The sequence below is a fragment of the Fictibacillus tiangongensis genome, assembly GCF_048083785.1.
Classification (GTDB): domain Bacteria; phylum Bacillota; class Bacilli; order Bacillales; family Fictibacillaceae; genus Fictibacillus.
On the sequence record NZ_CP182294.1, the window covers coordinates 3,304,608 to 3,327,018 of the forward strand.

Annotated in this window: 20 protein-coding genes; 6 read left to right on the forward strand and 14 right to left on the reverse strand. The window is 38.9% G+C overall.

Translation table 11 applies throughout. The features are described from left to right. Nucleotides 1-2: 2 nt before the first annotated feature. The 5 genes from ACNJYY_RS17630 to pyrH form a co-directional block, all read right to left on the reverse strand. Nucleotides 3-1,088, reverse strand: coding sequence for a copper resistance D family protein (locus ACNJYY_RS17630; protein ID WP_416729441.1), 1,086 nt, complete (start codon nucleotides 1,086-1,088; stop codon nucleotides 3-5). Nucleotides 1,089-1,242: 154 nt separating this feature from the next. After that, entirely contained in the window at nucleotides 1,243-2,130 is an 888-nt protein-coding gene (locus ACNJYY_RS17635) for a hypothetical protein (RefSeq protein WP_416729442.1), read from the reverse strand. Nucleotides 2,131-2,269: 139 nt separating this feature from the next. Continuing rightward, nucleotides 2,270-3,358 (reverse strand): Ger(x)C family spore germination protein, encoded by a 1,089-nt coding sequence (locus tag ACNJYY_RS17640; protein WP_416729443.1) that lies wholly within the window; start codon nucleotides 3,356-3,358, stop codon nucleotides 2,270-2,272. After that, complete coding sequence (locus ACNJYY_RS17645) at nucleotides 3,355-4,878, reverse strand: spore germination protein (RefSeq protein ID WP_416729444.1); 1,524 nt, start codon at nucleotides 4,876-4,878, stop codon at nucleotides 3,355-3,357. Before ACNJYY_RS17645 ends, ACNJYY_RS17640 begins: the two co-directional genes overlap by 4 nt. A gap of 480 nt (nucleotides 4,879-5,358) precedes the next feature. After that, on the reverse strand, nucleotides 5,359-6,093 hold the full coding sequence (pyrH, locus tag ACNJYY_RS17650; RefSeq protein ID WP_416729445.1) for a UMP kinase: 735 nt from the start codon (nucleotides 6,091-6,093) through the stop codon (nucleotides 5,359-5,361). Nucleotides 6,094-6,462: 369 nt separating this feature from the next. On the opposite strand from pyrH, the gene ACNJYY_RS17655 reads away from it, so the two are divergent. Then, the gene (locus tag ACNJYY_RS17655) at nucleotides 6,463-7,221 is read left to right on the forward strand and encodes a hypothetical protein (RefSeq protein ID WP_416729446.1); all 759 of its coding nucleotides are present in this window, start codon (nucleotides 6,463-6,465) and stop codon (nucleotides 7,219-7,221) included. 71 nt (nucleotides 7,222-7,292) lie between these two features. Here ACNJYY_RS17655 and ACNJYY_RS17660 read toward each other — a convergent pair whose 3' ends face one another. Together ACNJYY_RS17660 and ACNJYY_RS17665 are read right to left on the reverse strand one after the other, a co-directional pair. Further along, on the reverse strand, nucleotides 7,293-8,021 hold the full coding sequence (locus tag ACNJYY_RS17660) for a ZIP family metal transporter (protein WP_416729447.1): 729 nt from the start codon (nucleotides 8,019-8,021) through the stop codon (nucleotides 7,293-7,295). 134 nt (nucleotides 8,022-8,155) lie between these two features. Then, the gene (locus ACNJYY_RS17665; protein WP_416729448.1) at nucleotides 8,156-9,895 is read right to left on the reverse strand and encodes a mechanosensitive ion channel; all 1,740 of its coding nucleotides are present in this window, start codon (nucleotides 9,893-9,895) and stop codon (nucleotides 8,156-8,158) included. Nucleotides 9,896-10,561: 666 nt separating this feature from the next. On the opposite strand from ACNJYY_RS17665, the gene ACNJYY_RS17670 reads away from it, so the two are divergent. The 3 genes from ACNJYY_RS17670 to ACNJYY_RS17680 are packed head-to-tail and all read left to right on the forward strand — an operon-like array spanning nucleotide 10,562 to nucleotide 13,169. Then, the gene (locus ACNJYY_RS17670) at nucleotides 10,562-11,590 is read left to right on the forward strand and encodes an ABC transporter ATP-binding protein (protein ID WP_416729449.1); all 1,029 of its coding nucleotides are present in this window, start codon (nucleotides 10,562-10,564) and stop codon (nucleotides 11,588-11,590) included. After that, complete coding sequence (locus ACNJYY_RS17675; RefSeq protein ID WP_416729450.1) at nucleotides 11,574-12,362, forward strand: ABC transporter permease; 789 nt, start codon at nucleotides 11,574-11,576, stop codon at nucleotides 12,360-12,362. Before ACNJYY_RS17670 ends, ACNJYY_RS17675 begins: the two co-directional genes overlap by 17 nt. A 12-nt stretch (nucleotides 12,363-12,374) precedes the next feature. Then, complete coding sequence (locus tag ACNJYY_RS17680; RefSeq protein ID WP_416729451.1) at nucleotides 12,375-13,169, forward strand: ABC transporter permease; 795 nt, start codon at nucleotides 12,375-12,377, stop codon at nucleotides 13,167-13,169. Nucleotides 13,170-13,257: 88 nt separating this feature from the next. Here the strand turns inward: ACNJYY_RS17680 and ACNJYY_RS17685 are convergent, their stop codons facing one another. The 4 genes from ACNJYY_RS17685 to ACNJYY_RS17700 form a co-directional block, all read right to left on the reverse strand. Continuing rightward, nucleotides 13,258-13,857 carry a superoxide dismutase family protein gene (locus tag ACNJYY_RS17685; RefSeq protein WP_416729452.1) on the reverse strand — a complete coding sequence of 200 codons (600 nt, stop codon included), beginning with the start codon at nucleotides 13,855-13,857 and terminating at the stop codon, nucleotides 13,258-13,260. Between the two features lie 66 nt (nucleotides 13,858-13,923). Next, nucleotides 13,924-14,625 carry a Type 1 glutamine amidotransferase-like domain-containing protein gene (locus ACNJYY_RS17690; protein WP_416729453.1) on the reverse strand — a complete coding sequence of 234 codons (702 nt, stop codon included), beginning with the start codon at nucleotides 14,623-14,625 and terminating at the stop codon, nucleotides 13,924-13,926. Nucleotides 14,626-14,758: 133 nt separating this feature from the next. Then, complete coding sequence (locus tag ACNJYY_RS17695; RefSeq protein ID WP_416729454.1) at nucleotides 14,759-16,072, reverse strand: ABC transporter permease; 1,314 nt, start codon at nucleotides 16,070-16,072, stop codon at nucleotides 14,759-14,761. Beyond that, nucleotides 16,056-16,760 (reverse strand): ABC transporter ATP-binding protein, encoded by a 705-nt coding sequence (locus tag ACNJYY_RS17700; protein ID WP_416729455.1) that lies wholly within the window; start codon nucleotides 16,758-16,760, stop codon nucleotides 16,056-16,058. The genes ACNJYY_RS17695 and ACNJYY_RS17700 overlap by 17 nt, the downstream gene beginning before the upstream one ends. Nucleotides 16,761-16,918: 158 nt before the next feature. On the opposite strand from ACNJYY_RS17700, the gene ACNJYY_RS17705 reads away from it, so the two are divergent. Further along, nucleotides 16,919-18,556, forward strand: coding sequence for a M20/M25/M40 family metallo-hydrolase (locus ACNJYY_RS17705; RefSeq protein WP_416729456.1), 1,638 nt, complete (start codon nucleotides 16,919-16,921; stop codon nucleotides 18,554-18,556). Between the two features lie 16 nt (nucleotides 18,557-18,572). On the opposite strand, the gene ACNJYY_RS17710 is transcribed toward ACNJYY_RS17705, so the two are convergent. The 3 genes from ACNJYY_RS17710 to ACNJYY_RS17720 all read right to left on the reverse strand — a co-directional run bounded on the left by ACNJYY_RS17710 (nucleotide 18,573) and on the right by ACNJYY_RS17720 (nucleotide 20,627). Next, nucleotides 18,573-19,337, reverse strand: coding sequence for a DUF4931 domain-containing protein (locus ACNJYY_RS17710; RefSeq protein WP_416729457.1), 765 nt, complete (start codon nucleotides 19,335-19,337; stop codon nucleotides 18,573-18,575). Nucleotides 19,338-19,408: 71 nt separating this feature from the next. Further along, a complete protein-coding gene (locus tag ACNJYY_RS17715) occupies nucleotides 19,409-20,068 on the reverse strand; it encodes a hypothetical protein (RefSeq protein ID WP_416729458.1) in 660 nt (219 codons plus the stop codon). A 4-nt stretch (nucleotides 20,069-20,072) separates the two neighbouring features. Beyond that, complete coding sequence (locus tag ACNJYY_RS17720; protein WP_416729459.1) at nucleotides 20,073-20,627, reverse strand: sigma-70 family RNA polymerase sigma factor; 555 nt, start codon at nucleotides 20,625-20,627, stop codon at nucleotides 20,073-20,075. A 379-nt stretch (nucleotides 20,628-21,006) separates the two neighbouring features. On the opposite strand from ACNJYY_RS17720, the gene ACNJYY_RS17725 reads away from it, so the two are divergent. Next, the gene (locus ACNJYY_RS17725) at nucleotides 21,007-22,335 is read left to right on the forward strand and encodes a murein hydrolase activator EnvC family protein (RefSeq protein WP_416729460.1); all 1,329 of its coding nucleotides are present in this window, start codon (nucleotides 21,007-21,009) and stop codon (nucleotides 22,333-22,335) included. The last annotated feature ends 76 nt before the right edge of the window (nucleotides 22,336-22,411 follow it).

Sequence of the window (22,411 nt, forward strand, 5' to 3'; positions counted from 1 at the left end):
ACTTAAAGTGATACGGAAGACATGATAGCTATATAAATGGCGCTCACCGCTAGAATAGAAGCGACGACTGCAAGTACCATACTTTTGTCACGCTTTATCGTGACAAACATCGATAATACAAGTACTAGAGCAGATGCCAGCCAAACAAGACTCATTATCGAGAAGCTAATTGAGAGCATAGGATTATCGCCAGGAATTAAACCAGTGGAAAAAGTAAACAGCTTAGAAGGATCCTCCATCTTTAACGTATCCGCTACATCATGAGGTGGAGTTTGCTGAGTCATCAATGCTGTTGCTACAAAAGCTAGAAACAAGAAGATTCCTTCTGTTTTTATCCATTTATTAAGCGCTAATCCAGTCGTACCTTTCATTAATCTTTTTTTCAGCCAGATTCCGTTGATAACGCTATAAATCACGATGATAAATAATAGAACATGTTTGATCAACAATGCTTGTCCATAGTCTAACAAATAACTGTTCACATACTCAGGAACAATATAGTTCATCAGCCACAATCCAGCACCGATAACGGTTGCTAAACAGGCAACTGCCAACGGCGTGAACCATTTATAGAACGAAAGACTTGGTCCCTCTCCTTTGCTGAAGTAACCACTTACGAGAAGCACCCCTGACCATGTGATTACAGCTATAAAATGCAGAGAGTGTGCTAAGAAGCCTAGCGATTCTAAACTAGCTGCATGACTTGCATAACCAACAGAAACTCCCATACCTGCTACCAAAAAGACGGCTAACCCGGAAAAAAATCGATCTTCTTTTATATCATTAAATAAAACCATGAAGAACAAAAGAACGGCAATTCCGGTTAAGAACAGCCAACCTTTTCCTACTTCAAAACTAAAAACGATATTCTGGAACGTCAACCAATATCCAAAATCTTCTCCTAGATGCATCGTAAGTCTTACAAGCTCCCCAATGCCAAACAGTGGCGTTAATGCTATTAATATCAAGATGAACTTCTTAGAAATAAATATCTCCGGACGATTTCGCTTTTGAACTGAATATAAGATAAAAGAACCCATCAATAAAGCAAAACATACATATAACAACGCCTTAGCAACAATAAACATAAAATTAAGCTCCTTCACAACAATCTATGCTTATTGTATCAGGGATTAGGAAAGTAACAAAAATTAAGAATGACAATAAAATGAAATCTCAATTTAAATAGAAAAAAGCTAACAGAACAGCGTGTTTCTCGCCTCTATTAGCTTTCGAATGAAATTATCGGTTACCTCGCTGCACGACTTTTGATAAGAATTTGACTCCATCTCCATAGCTGAATTTTCTTGCAGCACGTCTAAATTCTTTCAATCCTTTACGCGTGACATTGAAATATGGATCAATGAGTCCCTGTTCTTTTAATTGATTGGCGGTTTCAATCGTGATAGAGTGTTGAATTTCTCTCATCTTATGATTGAATTGCTCTAGACTTGCATTTAATACAAACTCTTTGCCCAGTAACTGCACAATATCTCTAGCGTTTCCAGTCTGAGCTGTCTCTTCATCTATGTATTCTTCTTCAATATATTCTTGTTCAAACTCTTCTTCTACATTGTCCTGCTCTTCTGAAGGTTCTAATAAAGTTGTGATTCGAATAATCTCTTGTTTTGCCAGCAAGATCTCTTTCTCTTTTTGCAGCAAATAGTCTATATAATCTTTCTTATCTTCTTCATGAAGGTCTTCTATTACTAAGCGATTTTTAACTTCATTCTGAACTTGTTTCATTCGTTTGATCTGCTCTTCATAAGATAACAATTCACGAACAAGTTCTTCTTCTTCAGATTCTGTTAATGCGATTTCATCATCTTGTATGTAATCTTCTTCTACTCTATCTTCTTGCACTTCTAGCTCGGATTGCGTTTTATTAGCCATCGGTAATACAGATTTTCCAGCAGAAACAAAAGCCATAAGTGCTTCATTTACTTTCACATAAAACATACTGCAGATTCCTATTGCAAAAACAGCTACAAGAAATGCTAGCAAGTCTGAAAAATGAAACGTAAATTCAGTAATCACTAACTTGTACATGAATACAAGCGCTATTAAACTAATTAAGATAATTTTGAACCAATGATTACGGATCTTAATTTTCTCATCTGTTGTCTTCAAATCAATTGCCCCCTTTAACTCGTTATCCCTATAAAGGAATAACCATATAAACATTCGCGATGGTTTTCTTTTTTTGTCCGCAGAAAGGAGAATACAAAAAAAACAGCTTTCACAATAAACGGAAAGCTGCTTGTATAAATTATTCAATAACCCCTGTTTCTACTACATCAACTTCAGTCGATACTTTTATTTTCATAGAAGGATACTGCTTTTTAAAAACCTCATAGTCCCAACCTTTTTCTCGTCTTCTTACTTGGTCTCCTAAGCCCAGTGGATCAACTTTTAATTTTTGAAACTTCTTCACAATACCTTGTGCTTCATCTTGTAATTGTTTCTTCAACGTCCTTTCAATAAGGGCAATGTTAGCCGGCTGTTCAAGGTTTAACCAATGCGGATACTCATGAATCTCTCCAAGAATCTTCATCTTTACGTTAAACTGGGGAACTCCGTTCACTTTTTTTATATCATAGGTTGTCGTTCCTTTAATATTACGAATAACCGCATGGCCCTTCCTTTTTTCTTTCTTGACCTCCACCTCATAGTTACCTGATTTCGATCCGTCCAGAAGAACTTTAAACGCAAAAGATTGGCGGTGATTCAGCTTTCCAACATACTTATCTCTATTAAAGAGAGCTATACCTTCAAGCTGGATCGACTTTTTATGCGTTTTTACGATCGGTAAGAACGGGTCCATACCTTCACCGTAATAGCTATAAAGAAATACATGCAGATTCGTTTTTGGCAAATTCTCACTCTTAATATTCTGATCGAGCAAATCGGCTAAATACATGGATGGGAGTGCAGAAGCGGTATACTTCTTCGTTAAAAGTTCATTTGTACTGCCATTAACCACAGTCAGAAAAAGTCGATTTCCAACGTTAGGGTCTCGGTAAAGGGAATTTACGATCTCTATAACTCCTTTTTCTGCAAAGCGGTCATTGAACAACACCACACGCAGCTGTCCTGTCGTAAGTGTCTTAGGAGATTGTGTATTTAGTTTCGAACGTATAAACCGACTCGTGTGAGATACTGCTGTTAAAGTCTCAACTCGAACATTTCCATCCATATTAAATATTGGATAAGTTATGGTACCTTGAATACTTTCATCGGGTTTTTTGTCAAAACCGATCGCATGTATCAGCTGGACTTCATCAATGATCTCTTTTGGTACACATCCTGCGAGAATAAATATGAGAAAAAGAATACAAAGCCTATACTTTTTTTTCATTCGTCAATGTCCTTTTTCTTTCTCATTTCTTTCACTTTGTCTTTAGATGGCAGATTCGTTCCTAACGAGATCGGACGCTTTAATAGTCGGTTGTATGGAAGTCGGAAGATAGTATCAGTCATATCTAACAAACGAGGCGGATAGATCGGCTGTAGATAAGGTCTGCCTAAAGACTCTAGTCGCAAAAGATGGACAAGAATAAAGGACATCGCCAGTACGATCCCCACTCCACCCCAAAGTGCCGCAAAAAAGATAAATGGAAAACGAAGGATTCGAATCGTATTCGCCATTTTATAAATCGGTGTTGTAAATGATGCCAGTGCAGATAGTGATACGATAATTAATAGAATGTTACTCGTTAGGCCAGCTTCTACCGACGCCTGTCCGATTACAATACCTCCAACGATACCGAGGGTTTGACCAACTTTCGTAGGAAGACGAGCTCCCGCTTCCCTCAACAGCTCTATCGTCAATTCTAGAAACAATACTTCTAATATAGGTGGAAAAGGAATGTTTACGCGCGACGAGATTAAAGGTGCTAATAGATCTTTAGGTATCATCTGATAATGATAAGTTAGTACGGCTACATAAAGCGGTGTTGCAAAGGTTGAGAAAATAACTGAAATAAAGCGAATGAACCGGAACAATGAACCTAAGAGCCATGACAAATAATAATCTTCTGGTGATGCAAAGTATTCTGAGATGCCCGTTGGTCCTAGGAGAGCTTGGGGTGAACCTTCTGAGAGGATCGCGATTTGGCCATAGTTCAACATCGCTACAACCCTGTCCGGTCGTTCAGTCGTTATGAGTTGCGGAAACACTGACTTCGTATTATCGGATATGATCTGCTCTAAATAAGAACTATCTGGAATGACCTCCAGTTCAATATCCGTTATTCGCTGCATCACAGTGTTCAGGTTCTCTTTTTCAGCAACCCCTTCTATATAGGCGATAATAACACGTGTCTTAGAAAATTTTCCAAGCACGACTTCTTTAAAACGAAGTTCAGGAACAGGCAATCTTCTTCGGATCAAATACAGATTGCTGTCTAAATTCTCAATAAAAGCTTCTTTCGGTCCTATTACAGAGAACTCAATTTCAGATACAGATACTGGACGGTTTGTTGCAAAGTTCTCGGCACGAATGACTGCACATTCTTCATCGTATTCTCCTAGTTGAACAACGATAAAACCACGTAAAAGCTTATTTTGAATCTCTTTTATATCATTTGTGATCGTAACACTTTCGATCGGTAATATATCTTTTAGATCTTTGATGTTTCTAAACTCTTTGCTGTGTATTAAATATGGAAGCAGGTCTCGATGAAGCAGTTCTCCATCGATCATCGCTTTATAATAAGAAATGTAAATGTGGTGATGCACCGTCTTTTGAGGATAATGGATAAAATCAGCAGACTCCTTCGCATTATCCACAAGCTCTCTAATATCGCTATACGTGTTGTCAGACAGATCAATTGTATGACTCTGCTCTTTCGGCTTCTTTTTAAACCATTTCATCATGAAGACTCACACCTCTTTTCTACTTCTTAATATGAGATGAGGTGAATGGAAATATACAAAAAAGCATTCCAATCCTTGACCGGAATACTTTTTGATAATCATTATAAAAGCCTCTAATGAAACCAACATTAGAGGCTTTATGCAAAACCAAAACATATTGTTTCTTTTGCAAGTTGATTGAAGTGAAAGATGCGAGACTCCTATGGGACGAGCGGTCAGGTGGAGACTCCTAATGGCGCAAAGCGGCAGTCCGAAAAGTGGAAGTGACTCGTTCAGCCCGACAAGCAAAAGGGAAATGGGCGAGGACGGCGCACTTGCCTTCTTGACCGGTTACCTTTTGACCTCGAGGGGCTAGTCACTGCAACTAGACAGGAGGCTCACCGCACGCCCCATGGAAAGCGAAAGCGAGCATCTGTAACGGAAATCAACTACTCTCAAAAGCAACAAAGGATAATACGAAATCAGCTTTTTAAAAATAATTTACACAAGAGCTGTTTCTATGTTGTGACTGATGAATGTGCCTACATCTTCACCGTTACATATCTTCAGAAACGACCCTTCTTGATTAAAATCAAAGAGATGGATCGGCAATCCATGATCACGAGCGAGAATGAGAGCAGATTGATCCATCACTTTTAAATTGTTCCTGATAGCCTCATCATAGTGTAAAGTAGCATATTTCCTTGCCTGTTTAAACCGATTCGGATCGCTGTCATACACACCATCTACTCCCTGCTTTGCACAGAGAATGGCATCGCAGTTCATCTCGAGCGCTCTTTGAACTGCAGGATAGTCCGTCGTCACATAGGGCTGACCATTGCCACCAGCAAAAATGACGATATATCCTTTGTTTAAATGATGTACCGCTCTTAAACGAATGTATGGTTCTGCTACAGCACTGATTGGTACAGAGCTCATCACTCTTACTTCTTGATCTATTTTACTTTTTAGGACCCCTCTAAGCATCAAGCTATTAATGACTGTTCCTAACGTTCCAATCTGGTCAGCTTCAACTCTTTCAATGCCCCAATACTCTGCTAAATTCCCTCTAAAAATATTTCCTCCACCTACAACGATAGCCACTTCAATCCCTTTTTCAAGAACAGATAATACTTCTTTTGCAATATGGTTTAAAGAAAGATGATCAAAACCTGATCCTTGTTCGCCAGCGAGCGCCCCACCACTTAATTTAATCAGTACTCTTTTATAACGCATCTGCTTTTTCCTCCTTCTTCATACACATAAAGAAAACAGTACAAAAAAAGAACAAATGACAATAAAAATGTCATCTGTTCTTTCGAATAAGATGGATTGTAAGAAATTGAGTACTTTTATATCGAGTTCCCTTCATTACAATCCCTCCTCTTTTCTTCTTTTCAATCATTATATACAAAAAATTGGATTTGGGTGAAATTTAACTGCGTTTTTTAATGAAGTATTATTTTCTAATCAATAAACATGCAAAAAGTAAAAAAATCATTTTAAAACTTCTATAAATAGACAAGTGTCACATGCATTTTCAAATCTCGCTACATATAATGCATGGACAAGAAATAGTCAATACCATTACCAGGAGGCAATATTTTGAATTGTAAAAACAAACTCTCACCTCGAGAGCTTGCGAATTTATTATGTAAGCACGTTACAGTCAGAGCAGGGGAAGATGTAGAAGAGTCTGGCAAACTCGTCTGTGTTGGAAGAGACTTTATAGCAATCAAGACAGATGACAGAGAGGTTCTTTACTTTCCTTTAAATAATGTAAGATCTGTATCAGTAGCAACTGACAGAAACTGTTGCAACACGGATCGTAAGAAAGTCTGTAACGATACGTTCCAAAGCATCTTACGAAAGCTGATCAACTGTAAAGTAAGAGTGAATGATGGAAGTGACGATGATGGCGAAGTGGAAGGCGTCTTAACTCGTGTTAACCGCACATCTATTCAAGTAGTAGAAGACGACGAACTTGTAATTATCGCGATCGGCTCTATCAACTTTATTACGCAAGCAGGCGAAATTGGTGACGACGAAAGCAGCAACTGCAGAATCTTATGCTGTAAGAAAGAAAAGCCTTGCTGCAAAAAGAAAGAAGAATGCAAGCCAGAATCTTCTTCAAGTTCAAGCTCAAGTTCAAGTTCATCAGTTGTATGGTGTAAACCTGAATCTTCATCCTCGTCATCCTCTTCATCCTCCAGTTCTTCTGTACTGTGGTGCAAAAAAGAATCATCATCATCATCTTCTAGCTCGTGCAAAGAGTCTTCCTCAACACACGATCATTGGAAGAAAAAGAAGCACAAGAAGAGAAACTCTGAAGATTTAGAATCTAGAGGCTGGTTCAAGCTTTAATTATTAAGAAGCTGTTTAAAAGTAAGGAAACTTACTTTTAGCAGCTTTTTTTATATCATTTTAGCAGCAATCTATGATAAATGAGTCAGAAGCATCGAACATAAAAGTCCTAAGGATGTAATAAAGCCAACAGCTACTCCAGCATCTTCATGTGCTTCAGGAAGCATGGTAGATGCTACCATCGCCATGATGGCACCTCCAGCAAAAGCACCGATCAACGAAAGTGAAGCTACAGATGCATTTTCCAGCAAGAGAAACCCAAGAAAAGCGGCGAGTGCAGAAATAGCAAAAACCGAAAACCACATTCCAAGGATTTTCCGACGTGAGAAACCTTCTCTTAACAACCCGATCGAGCTCGATAGTCCTTCTGGAAAGTTACTTAAGAAAATGGCAACTACAAGGAGCCAGCTTACTTTGCTATGATCGATCAAGCTTGCACCAATCAACACAGATTCTGGAATAGCATCTAACAAAGTTCCCAGGAAAATCGCCATTCCTACACCCTTTGTTTTTTTATCGCCGGACTTCTTCCTTTCATGTCCACCCTTTTTAGCAAGTAAACTATTGATACCAGTAAAGATAGCTGCTCCTAAAATAAAGCCAGCGGATGTAACCATTAAATCGCTCTGCTCTACTGCCTCGATCAAAAGCTCAAAAGAGACTGCACCAATTAATATCCCTGTTCCAAAAGCCATAATCCAAGCTGTCCATTTTTTAGGAATACGAAAAGCTAGTGCTGTAAAACATCCTAAAAGTACAGCAGAACCTGCTATTCCTCCCCAAAAGGCGGCAAGTAGCATACTGTTTATCTCCTTCCTCATTTATCATCATATCTAATAGGCAATGTCTTAAAAGTACAGCTGCAAAACAGATTAAAAACGACTCATAAAGGGATAGTTTCACCTCTATGAGCCGATTTCATTCTATGATTTATTTATTCATTTCGTTTTGGTTTATTGTTTATACCAAATTCATCACTTGGTGTGTTTAAATGATCGAACTGGCGATCTTTTGCAATTGTATGGGGTTTATTAATATCTACGTCTATAAGATTGCTTTCCGGTTTAGAAGAATCTGTACGGAAATCTTTTAAACTCGTCTTGTCTTTCCATTCTGCTGGGTCTGGACTTTGAATCGTCGTCTCTTCCATCTTACGGCTCCATTTATTCAGCGTCCGTCCAGCCGCCTCACGACCACCCAATCCGAATGCTAGTCCAAACGCAATCGTAAAGCCACCTAAAATGAGGATGAATGCAGCATTTACGATTGTTTTCGCTACTCCAAGCTGATCAAGAGCCATAAAGAATGCTAGAGTGATTATCGTATACTTTGCGATATTGCCAAGAAGTTTTCCTTCTGTTTGTTGTTTGATCATACTTTGAACAACACGTTTCACAAGGTCTCCAGCATAAAAACCGATTCCTAGTATCAACACAGCTGTCAACACCATCGGGATATACGCAAGTACAACTGATAGTATGTTTACTAAGCTCTCTAGCTTAACGAGCTGAAGTGCTTCAATCGTAAACAGCAGCACAACAACGACTTGAGCCGCATATCCAATCATTTCTGAGATCGTGAACGTCTGATTTGTTTTATGAAGTGAACCAAGGCCCATCTTATAGAAGATGCCATTGAATCCAACTCGTTCTAATAATGAGGTAACTGCTTGTTTCACCCATTTGCCAAGCCATAATCCAACAGCTACTAAAAGGATGGCAACAATGATATTTGGAATCATGTCCATGATCTGACCTAACATTCCGATGGCAGGACCTGAAATCCCATTAATATCAAGCGTTTCTAAAGCTGAAATAACAACTGGAATTAAGATAAATACATAAACGATTGTTCCAATGATCTGAGAAAGAGATGTCTTTTCCAGTGCACGTTCGGCACCAAGTTTTGAAGCTAATCGGTCTGTACCAATGCTTTCTAAGAAGTTAACAATAATTTCTTTAACGATCTTAGCAACTAACCACCCTACAAAAAGAATGATTGCTGCTCCTAGAAGTTTAGGTAAAAATGCGAAGAGACCTGTCAGCATACCCTCTAATGGTTCAGAAATGGCTTCAATTCCTAAAGCAGATAACACAGCTGGCAGGAACAATAACAATGTAAGGTAGAATACTGCTTTTGATGCAGAGAGTACAGCTTTGTCAGATTGACGAGGATCACGAGTCAGTTTCCAACGGTGTAGTAACCTCTCAAATCTTGTGTTCTGACCTAACTTTTTAACTAGGATTGATAAACCAGAGGCTATCAACCAAGCCACTGCCGCGATTAGGGCTGCTTTAAGTAGGTTAGGAATCGCTGCCGCAATCACACCTAAAGCATTTGAGATCGGTTGTGCGACGTACGGAAGACTGAGCATGTTCAAAAACATAACAATGGCTACTGCCATCAGAATCCAAAATACAACCTTACTAATTACTTCTTCAGAAGAATACTTGCTTGTACGGGTTTGTTCTATTTGGTCTTCATGGATATCAGGTTTCATCCACCTCGCGACTTTGTTATCAAAGTTTGTTTTGTGTAATGCTTTTTTTACTGCTTTTGCAACCAATGAGGCGATCAGCCAACCAATTAATAAAACTAAAATAGCGAGAAGCAAATCTGGCAATCTACCTAAATAAGCCATCCAAGAATCTGTAACTCCATTGTAATCGTACATGTTCGTCCTCCTTTTTCTCATTTGATAAGGTTGTTTTCTATTCATGTTGCACTCTGTAGTAATTGATCTCCGTTTCAGATGCTCGCTTTCCGCGGGGCAGGCGGTGAGCCACATTCGTACGTTTCACTTTTAAGTGTCTCACCTGTCTAGTGGCAGTGGCTAGCCCCTCGAGATCAAAAGTTAAATGGCTCAGAAGGCAAAGTACGCCTTCAAATCCATTCACCTTTTGCTTGTCGGGGCTAAACGAGCCACTTCCACTTTGAGGACTGCCCACCTGTCCCGCAGGAGTCTCGCATCTTACCCTTCAATCAATATTCAAAGAAGAAAAACACAAATGATAGATACAACAATTTTCTAGAAAAGAACCTTTTATAAAAACGTCTACATTAGCTCTACTTTCCCAAAGCTTGATTTCGTTAAACTAGCACCTTTATTTGAAAACAAGGATATATTTTACATTTTCTATTGTTTTCGGTATACTTAGTGCAACCGTTTTCAAAAAGGAGAAGGATAACATGTGGATTTCTATCATACAATCAAACTAACTTCATATCCCTTCGATTTATAACCTGGCGTGTTTTTTTGGTGAGCAAAAATTATATATGCACACACATCCGCAGGTATTTGTCTGTGGTTTTTTTGTGTCCATTTTTAAGGAGAACAATTATGATTGTCGTAAAAAATTTAGAAAAACATTATAAGATTGCAAAACGAGATCCTGGACTAAGAGGAGCCATTAAATCATTGTTTCATAGGAAATTTGAAACAAAAAAAGCTGTGAAGAAGATCAACATGCATATTAATGCTGGAGAGATGGTTGGCTATATTGGTGCGAACGGTGCTGGAAAATCTACTACGATTAAGATGTTAACAGGCATTCTCACTCCGACTTCAGGAGAGGTTAAGGTAAATGGCATCATCCCTTACGAGAACAGACAACAAAATGCAAGTCATATTGGTGCTGTATTCGGTCAGCGTACACAATTATTCTGGGACATTCCGGTCAGAGAAAGCTATGAGCTTCTTAAACACATTTACGAGATTCCTCAAGCTCAATATGAAGAGACTTTAAAAGAGTTCGTAGAAGTACTTCATTTAGAACCCTTGCTTGGTATCCCTGTAAGACAGCTTTCATTAGGACAAAAGATGCGCTGTGAACTTGCTGCTGCATTTTTACACCGACCAAAAGTAGTATATTTGGATGAACCTACAATCGGATTAGATGTAGCTGTAAAGGTTCGAATTCGTGCTTTCATCAAACAGATGAACGCTAGATACGGCACAACTGTGCTTCTCACCACTCATGACATGCAGGACATTGAAGAGATCTGTCAGCGAATCATCATCATCGATGATGGAAGTGTGATCTATGATGGGTCTATCCAAGATATCAAATCGCAGTTCGGTGATAAGCGCGTAATTCATTTTGAACTAGAAGATGCTGCTGATTCTTTTGTGTTGCCAGAAACCATCAGTGCGGTAACAGAGGTTCTTCCAAGAAGCGATGAAGATCCTCATCTTGTATCTCTTTCTTTCAGCAATAAAAATATCTCTGGTGCAGAAGTCATCCATACGATGATGAATCATTATTCTGTTGCTGATTTAACCATCGCCGATGCAAAGATTGAAACAATTGTAGAAGAAATATATGGAAGAGGCATGAAGAAGGAGGTTCAGCATGAGGAAATACATTGAGTTTGCTAGAGTGCAGATGCAAGTACATGCTGCCTATTCAGCATGGTTCTGGGCTAATACTTTTTCTATTCTGCTACGGATGCTTGTCATCTATTTCTTTTGGAAAGCCGTATACAGCAGCCGAACGGAAATAGAAGGACTGCCTTTTGACGGCATGATTACGTATATTATCATTGCAATGTTTCTACAGATGTTTGTATCAGGCGTAGGACAGGAACTGGCACATACGATCAAAGACGGAAATGTTGCCATTGAACTGATGAGGCCATACAACTTGATTACTCGCTTAGTTGCTATGGATCTAGGTGATAAAGTGATTCATTTCATACGCGGTGCTCTGCCACTTAGCATTCTTGCATTTATTTTTATGGATATCACATTGCCAACAACTTGGCAGAGCAGTCTTTTATTCTTTCTTAGTGCATTCATGGGTATTTGGATTGGTACATTTTTTGATCTATTGATTGCTATTCTAGCATTTTGGACTATAAATCTTTGGGGTCTTCAAGTCATGAAAGAGGCGGTTATCTCCTTCTTCTCTGGAGCGCTTGTTCCACTTATTCTATTTCCGGAGTGGTTTCAAACGATAAGTCATTTTCTGCCGTTTCAAGCGATGGTCTATGTACCAGTTGCGATCTACACTGGCATCCTCTCAGGAACAGAAGCTTGGCTTGCGCTCGGATCACAAGTATTTTGGGCGGTTTCACTCTTTGTCCTACTAAGAGTGTTATGGTCAATCGCAATAAAAAAGGTAACTATTTTTGGAGGTTAGGAGGTACCGCTGATGCTATCACGATACGTAAAATTATATTATTTGTTCTGCAAACAAAACTTTAAAGTCATGTTGGAGTACAGGATGGATTTCTTACTTGGTGTCCTCTCTGTTATGCTTCAGCAGTTCGCAGGAATTTTCTTCGTTAAAATTGTTTTTGACCATATCCATGCCTTAAACGGTTGGACCTTTTATGAAATTTTATTTATTTACGGAATTGCTGCTACTGGCCGTTCCATCCATCATATATTCTTTGATAATTTATGGACGCTTGGCTGGCAGTATATTCGACCAGGAAAATTCGATCGTCTTTTGATCAGACCGATCAATCCTCTGTTTCATTTTATCGCAGATCGCTTGCAGCAAGATGGTTTTGGTCAGCTGTTCATCGGGATTATCGTCATCAGTACCGCAATGCCACACTTAGGCATCTCTTGGGGCGTCCTTGAATTTTTAATACTGGTTGTTATGATCATCGCATCTGGATTCATCTTCGTGGCGATCAACCTCTTTTTTGCGACTCTGTCGTTTTGGATGGTCGACAGTCTGCCAATTGTATGGACAGTCTTTAATTTAAGTGATTTTGCTCGTTACCCTTTAACGATCTACCATAAAGGAATTCGTCACTTCCTAACATGGATTGTTCCTTATGGATTTACTGCTTTTTATCCTGCGGCTTATTTTATTAAAGGTTCAGGGTTTGAAAGATTGGCTCTCTTAACACCCGTTGTCGCAATTGTCTCTTGTATCCTTGCGTACTGGTTTTGGAATAGAGGGCTGAAGGCATTTACGAGTACAGGAAGTTAATTAAAGAGCTGGCACCTTATCAATTATGATGAGGTGCCAGCTTTGTTTTAGTGGTACTTGCAAAAAAGATACCAACACGATAATAGCCTTACTTTTTAATAACCCCACACAACACACGGTCTCCTGAATTCCCTGATGGATCTGTTTTATAGTCGTCGGCCTTGTCATGGATAACAAGTGATGTTCCACCGTTAGCAAAAAGAGAGTTCTTACTGTCTTCAGAAAGTGTCACGAGGTTGGATAGAACTTCGTCTTTTACGACTCCGCTTTTATCAGCCTTCACATTTTGAATATCTCCTACGTGTGGTCCTTTTGGATTCAGAAATCCATGCTTCTTTTCGGTAGGATTAAAGTGTGCTCCTGCAGACTTGAAGTCAGGTGGTGTACACTTTGCTGTTTCATGAAAATGAATGCCGTGTTCACCTGGCTTTACTCCAGTCGCATTCACTTCCACCTTTACTCCATCTCCGGTTTGGGTTAACGTTGCTTCTCCTGCTTTATCTCCTTTTGCATTAACAAGGTTTACGATATATGAACCGCCTTTCACCTTACTTGATGCAGCTTGAGATTGTGCTTTGGACTCTTCCATATCATGATTTTTATGCTCGTTTTCTTTATCTTTGTTACCACATGATGCGAGTAAGAGTAAGAGCATCATATAGAACAAAACTAATCCTATTTTTTTCAAAGCGATTTACCTCCTGATGATTAACGAATAGTACATTTTCCGCCCAATCATCAGAACTTTAAACCTTTATTTTAAAAAAAGTGTCTCAATCTCCTGCTCGTTCACGTTCTCACCATCAAACTCTACCAAATAGGCTTTCGCGTTTTCCCTTGAACTGACAACGGTATGCAGTTCGCCATCCACAAAATGCAGTCCCGCTCCATCATCTGCAGCATATCCCGCTTTCAGTCCATTTTCGATAAGTTTATGATAAGCAGGTCTTCGCTCTGTTTCTCCATCATAATGCGGACAATGACTTCCTTGGATGAAGCCTAAACAGTCTAGCTTAGCCAGTGGACCGAAAGAATCGGTTACGCCTTCTTCAAACCAGCAGAGAGATCCCGCGCTGAGTCCCGCTAAAATCTTTCCATCTTCATATGCTTTCTTCAAAAGAGCATCTAGACCCCATTCTCTCCATAGGGCTAGAAGATTTTTTGTATTGCCTCCACCTACATAAAAAATATCCTGCTGCTCTACAAAACTCGCCAAATGTTCAGGTGGTGAAAAGAGTGAAAGATGTGCAGGTTCACAGTCTTCAGATTGAAAAGCTTTATAAAATCGTTCGATATATCCATCTGCATCACCACTAGCTGTAGGAATAAAACAAATGCGAGGTCGATCAGCTGTACTCTGCTTCAAAATATAACGGTCTAATCTTTTATTCTCGGGCTCCATGGAAAAGCCTCCGCCTCCCATGGCAATAATTTGTTTTCTGCTGTTCTGTTTCATATGCTCGTTCACTCCTCTGTTATATCCCTTTCGATAGTGATTTATAGTTATCCTCTAAAAAGAGGTAATCTGTTTTGATTGCTTATACTAAAAGAAAACATCAGCCGATTACTTAATATCGGCTGATGCTTCTTTATACATCTCTTCTTAACGCTTTTAATACATCAACGGTGGTAGCTTTGGCTGCTGGCCGCCAACCAGAAAGTAAAGTTACGCTCATACAGATCGTAACAGCGATTACAGTCAGACTCCACGGGATATAAGATAAAATAAAATCTTCTGGTGGCTTTTCGTTCATAAACTGTTCTACGATGATAGGAAGAGCGAAATTGATTCCATAGCTGATGAGATACGCTAAAATGGTTCCTAAGCCCACTCCCCATAATCCGATGTATCCACTCTCTAAAAGGAAGATGCGCTTGATCGTTTTTGGTGTAGCGCCGATCGCTTTCATGATTCCGATATCTTGGGAGCGTTCAGTAACAGCCATCGTCATCGTATTAAAAATGCCAATAGAAGCAATAAGTACAGCGATAGCACCGATAAAGATTAAACCTGCTTTAAACAATGTAAAATAGATGTTCAGTTCTTTTAGTTCGCTAACAACAGAATAAGTAAGATATCCTTTATCTTTAATCTTTTCGGACACTGCTTTTACATCTTCGGCTGAAGACGTATATACTTTGACAGAAGTGTAAGAATCATCACTGTTCTTAAATTCAGGATCTATTTCACTTAATAGAGGCATAATTTCAGTATGAAGATCGTCTGTAATCATTACCGAACTGTCTGTCATCCATTCTTTTTTTGGTTTCTCTTTGATTCCTACAACTTTTACTTGTACCGTTTTTATCTGTGTTTCTGTTTTGATGTCTGGATTATCTACCTTCATATGATAGGTTAATGTTTTATTTAATAAATCTCCTTCATAAGCAAATTTCTTCATCTTCTTTTGTGCTTCTTCGTCACTCATTCCTTCTGTAAAGTTTTCTGGCATCTCTTTTCTTAATTCTTGAGCAAAATGGTGTCCGATTATAACCTCATTTTTACTCTTAGGCATTCTCCCTTTTTCAAGCTGCAAACCCGCTTTTCTCTCAGAAGGCATATTTACGCTGTTTACTTCAGCATATACTGTGTATTCCCCTAGGGACATTTCGCTCGCAGGTACATATTTCTTTCGACTAACCGCTTTAACATTCTTAATATCTTGGAGTTTTTTCACGTCTTCCTCAACCAAAGGACCGTTTTCATTCTGTATTTCAATCTCGTTCATCAATCGATAACTCATCACATCATCTACTGCAGTCTTATGAATCGCAAAGCCTACAGAGGCGAGCATGATCAAAAAGGCACACCCCATCGTAGATGCCAGGATTGTCATCCATACACGAGTCTTGTTTCTTTTCATATTACTTCTTACGAACCGATGTTTATCTTTGAACTTCATGAAGCTTGCTCCCTTCTCTTAAGTAACCGTCTCTGATCTCCACTTTTCGGTGAGCAATCGAAGCTACTTCATGGTCATGTGTAATGATTAAAAACGTAATACCATCTTTTTCATTCAATTCTTTTATAAAGTTTAATAGTTCTTTTTCGTTCTCAGAATCAAGACTACCTGTTGGTTCATCCGCTAAGATAAGAGGTGGATTCAGGATTAATGCCCGGGCTATACTAACGCGCTGCTGCTGACCTCCTGAGAGCTCTCCCGGATAATGACTTTGATACGGCTCTAATCCAACCTTCTTTAACATTTTCATCGTTTGATCTTTTCTCTCTTTTTCGCTAACGCCTTTTAATACTAATGGAAGCTCTACATTTTCAAAGGCTGTCATACTAGGAATCAACTGAAAGCTTTGAAAAATAAATCCTAGATGCTCTAAACGAAATTCAGCCCATTTTGATTCAGACAATTTGCTTACCTGTTGTCCATCAATCGTGATCTCTCCTGTTTGCGATTTAATAAAACCAGAAATCAGGTTTAATAGAGTCGACTTTCCTGATCCGCTTCTTCCTACGATCGCTACGATCTCACCTTCAGCTACTTGCAGATCGACATGATGCAAAACAGGTACAATATTCTCTTTTTCTTTCTTACCAATTTTAAATGCATAAGATAGATTCCTTACAGTGATCATGCTGACACCCCTTTTGTCCTAAGTGTACTACTCGTTATAATACACATATACCATTTTCTCCGATTATCTGTCAATACATTCCAAGAAACTTTTTAAAGAAGGATTTACAGGGAAAGAAGAGTATAGGTAACAAAGACATACATCTAGGAGGTACACATATGTTAAAGTGGCAAACAAAAGAGGGATATAAGAAATTATTAAAAGATCTAGTTTCGATCCCCAGCATCACCCATCATGATGGAGAATTATTTATGGCCGAACATCTGCACCATACGCTCTCATCACTAGACTATTTCACGAAGCATCCTGATTACGTTCGCCATCATCCTCTTCCAGATGGTCGAAAACTGATCACTGCGTTTGTACAGAATGATCCTTCGATTAAAGAAACCATTATTCTGCTGAGCCATTTTGATGTTGTTTCCGTAGAAGACTTTGGTGAATGGAAGCATCTCGCTTTTCGCCCAGAAGAACTGACTGAAAAGATCATCGAGAACAAAGAGCTGCTGCATACTTTTGTTCAAGATGACCTTAATAGCGGCGATTGGCTCTTTGGTCGCGGCATCATGGATATGAAAGCTGGCGTCGCTCTTCATATGTCGATGATCGAAAAAGCGACAACCGGTCATTTTAAAGGAAACGTACTCATGATTTCTGTTCCGGATGAAGAAGTTCATTCTGAAGGAATGCTTGCGGGTGTCAGTGTCTTACGGCAGCTTCAAGAGGAGTATGGTATAAAATACATCACATGTTTGAACGGAGAACCAAGCTTCACAAAATACCCAGGTGATACTTCTTCCTACATGTATACAGGATCAACAGGCAAGATTCTTCCTGGTTTTCTTTGTTATGGTAAGGAGACACATGTAGGTGAACCACTAGCAGGTATGAACGGAAATGTGATGGCTGCTGAGATTACGAGAGAACTAGAATGGAACGTCGATTATGTAGAGAAGTTTCGTGAGGAGGCTACTCCTGTACCGACGAACTTGATTCAAAAAGATTTAAAAGATCACTACTCTGTCCAGATTCCGCACGCAGCTGTAACACTGTTTAATCTTATGCTCTTTAATCGATCGCTATCGGATATCACGGATATGTTAATAAAAAGCGCAAAAAGCGCTGCGCTTCGATTAGAAGACCGTCTCTTTGAAAGAAGCAAAAATGTCTCTGAAATCATACCGTTCACGCCGAAAAAAGAAAGTATTAAAGTACTTACTTTTAATGAACTATATGAACACGCCGTGACTAAATACGGACAAGAAGAACTTGATCGCAGAGAAAACATGCTTCAGACGAACAATCCGAATGCGGATGAAAGAGAGCTGACGATACAATATGTATTTGAGCTAGCAAGTCTTTGCAGAGATATCTCCCCGATGATCGTCTTGTTCTACACGCCTCCTTTTTATCCAGCAGTGTGTTCAAGCGACCACCCGTTGATTAAAGCCACATCGGATATGGTAGTCAGTCATGCGAAAAACACGTTCAACAGTGAACTCGTGAATGTCCACTATTTTAGTGGCTTATCTGACTTGAGCTATATTGGGTTTCATGGAGATTCTCGTGATCTTTCATCTTTCACAAGTAACTTCCCATTACTAGGGTCTCGCTATCATATTCCGTTTGATGATATGAGAGAACTTGATATTCCGGTTATTAATATCGGACCTCTTGGGAAAGACGCACATCAATGGACAGAGCGGCTTGAGATCAACAAAGTAATGGATGAAACACACCCGTTAATCATCTTTGCGATGGAAGCGTTATTCGATCAAGCAAAAAACCAGATCTGAGGAAGATCTGGTTTTCTTATGGTTTAAAGTAAAGGTCTTTAATACTTTGTGCAATTCCCTCAATATTGTTCGCTACTTGCTGTACACCATACCCCATATATAGAGGTGAAGTCACAAAACGAGGCATGATCTTGCAATATGTCTTTTCGTTATGTTGATAAAAGAAGAGATTGTAACTTGTACAACTTCTATGAAAATGATTCAGCAAAAAATGAGTTCCAGCTTGAATACAATCCGCGAATAAAGAAAGCTCTGCCTCTTTATCCCATATGACATTCAGTTCATAGAACCCTACTCTTGGTTCAGTCGATACTGTAAAGCTGACTCCCTCTTCCTCAAGAATAGTAAGTCCTCTGAACTGATTCTCAGAAAAATCGTGAAGACAATCTACTTCGTTTAATCCAATGATCTGCATATGAGGATGACGGATCGTTCCGCCCGATAAAGGACCGTGGTTCTTAAAGAACATCACCGACGTGTATTTGCCGCTGTTCAACATGTTATTCCAATGTTCAAGCCCAAAACGAAGGACTTTATATAGATGATTCTTCGAATAGTTTGAGAGCTCACCTTCACATTCATCTGTTTCGATCAAGACAGTTTGAAAGGCACCATCGAGAACAGTATATTTATTCTTAACAAGAATGATCGAATCCTGCTTATCCAAAACTTCCTCTAACTCATCAATACGACAAAACGGACAAGGTGTTTCTTTATTTCTTATACTATTAGGCTTTTGAGCTCCTACTTCTGTAAAAAAATTAATATGTGTTTTTTTCATTCTTTTCACCGCTTTTGCTTGTTTCCTATATATTTTCTAGCTGTTGTAATGAAAACCTTTTAACATGTAGATTAATTATAATATCCAAGTATGCGTTCCCATTTCAATATTCCGTCGTTTTTATTGATTGAACCTTTCCACTCGAAGTTCTGCTCAACATGCATCAGTTGTCTCAACATCTCGTCTTCAGATTCTTTTGTTGTATAGACTTTTACATTAACATAGTTCCATAGCTCTCCCAAATTCTTTTGCACTTCGTATGGTTCATTTAAGGTAAGGTGTGATACTTCTTTTAAATACGATTCGGTAAGAAATATTTGTTTCTCTTGTGATAGATTCTTTGGAAACGTAATAAAAACGGTAAGGATATCTTTCTTTTGATCAGCCACAACACCTGAAATCTTGTGATGGTTTCGCATATCATGTCTCGCTTTTGTTAAGATCGCTTGATTAACATAAGGGATTTTAGCTATTGATTGAGCTTCTTTTTGTTCTTTGAGTGGAAAAGGCATGCTTTCGGCAAATTGTATAAAAATAAAGATGAACGCTACTCCAAGAGCTAGACTTAAACTTTGATGAAACCAGTGATACCATATGCTTTTTGGAGCAGGTGGCTTGTGAAGATTTCTTGTTCTCTGAAGGACTTTCTGTCTATGTTCTTCTTTGAACGTTATTGTTCTCATACGGCCGTTGTTCATAATTTCAGGCAGCTGCTTGAAAGGATCTTCCATGATCTCACCTACTCTTCTCCAGTTTTCGTCGCAATATTTCTCTACCCCGCTGAAGTAATGTTCTGATCGTTGCTTCTTTTTTGTTTAAGATTTGGCTGATTTCGCACACGGTTAGTTCTTTATAATAGAAAAGAAGAATCACTTCCCGATATTTAAGAGGCAGTTTTAATACTTGATCTGCTAAGGCTTCATGTTCACTTTTCTGGACGATTGAAAGTTCTGGCGTTAGAACAGAGGATGCTCTCGACTTTCCAAACCGGTCTATCACATGAATGTATTTCTTCCAACCGCTTCTTAAGTAATCTTTACACAAGTTTACAGTGATGGCGTATACCCACGTTTTGACTGATGAATCATTTCTAAAATTGTCTTTATGTATGTAACACTTCACAAATACTTCTTGTGCTAAATCTTCAGCCAATTTTCGATCCTTAACATAGGTGTATGCTAGTCTTATCACCTTGTCTTGGTATATATCCATAATCTGTACGACCCATTCTTCCTGAGTAAGGAAGCGTGAATCTATGCCTTCGTTATGGAATTCCCGATTAAACTTCAAGTGCATCCCCTCCTTTACCAACAACCTATCCTTTAGACGATTGAATATGATTTTTTTATTCATCGTTATGTGAGATAGAAAAAAACCAAACCTTAAGTTATAGAATCTTAATCTATTAAACTAATGTGGCAAATATTTTTTTGTAATGAAATCCCATTCTATATACCTACTTCCTTTTTCGATTACTACGCTGATTTAACCTTTTTATTTCCTAATACAGACAAATCTCTACAGAGTTTCCGTCGAATTATGTTTCAATCTGTAATATTTTGAAATATAAATGTAATATTATTTCGCAATAACTGATGATTAATCAATGGTATAATCACTTCAGAAAAGAAATTGGCAACATTTGCACTTACAAGGAGGAGTACCCATCTTGAAACGTAAGCTAGTTATGGCTACACTGTCTCTCAGTCTAGTATTTAGTACATATACCGTATCGGCAGAAACTCTGTCATCTATAAAAGAGAAAAAAGAAAAAAATCGCTCTGAGCAAACAGAAAAGCAGGGTGAATTAAAGAAGAATCAAAATCAGCAAGATCATACATTGAATCAGATTGAAAAATTAGAGAGTTCGATCGACAAGACTCTTGAAGATATCGGAAACAAAAAAGAATCCATTCAAGGAACAAAAGCTTCTATCGAAAAACTAAAAAGAGAAATTGATGTTCTTAAAAAGAGAATCAAAGAACGTGATGCACTTCTTAAAGAACGCGTAACTTCCATGTACGAAAGCGGCGGTGCGGTAAATTATTTAGATGTGGTATTAGGTTCAAAAGATTTCGGTGACTTCCTTGATCGCGTGTTTGCACTAAACGTGATTGCTGAACAAGATAAAGCCATCTTAGAAGAACACAAACAAGATAAAGAGTCTGTTGAAATGAAAAAAGGACAAGTTGAGAGTGAACTCTTGTCTCTAAATGAAGATTTAACGGCTCTAGAAGGATTAAATCAAAAGCTAACGGACCAGAAAAAACAAAAGAATGCGCTTCTTGCCCAACTAGAGACGGAAGAAGACCATCTACATGATCATATTATGCAGTTGGATGAGACGAACGAACTTCTTTCCGCACAAGAAGCAGCGATTAAAGCTGAAATAGAACGCGCGAAACGTGAAGAAGCTGAACGTAAGAAGAGAGAAGCTGAAGCAAGAGCTGCAGCTGCGGCGGCGGCGGAAAAAGCTCGTGCTGAAGCAGCGGCTAGAGAGAAGAAACAATCCAACTCTGGAGGCGGCTCTAGTTCTTCACCTGCACCAACACCACCACCACCACCACCTGCACCAACACCTGCTCCAGCCCCAGTGAGTCGTGACTTTATCATGCCTTCACAGGGATTCATCACTTCTGGTTTTGGTAACAGAAGCGCAGGCATGCACTATGGAATGGATATCGCTCAAGGCGGAAGTACTGTTCCAATCGTAGCAGCAGCATCAGGAACAGTTACGAGAGCTTACTATTCAAGCTCATATGGTAACGTTGTTTATATTACGCACTTCATTAACGGGCAGCTGTACACAACACTATATGCTCACATGAGATCTACGCCTGCAGTTAGTCAAGGTCAATCTGTCTCACAAGGGACATTCTTAGGCTACCAAGGTAATACAGGGGCATCTAGAGGACAGCATTTGCACTTTGAATTGCATAAAGGCCCATGGAACGGCTCAAAATCAAATGCAGTCGATCCAAGACCATATCTTCAATAATCAATAGATAAAATACAAAAGACGCAGAGATGACAGTTCTCTGCGTCTTTTTGTATGTCTCAATCCTAAAAGTTGT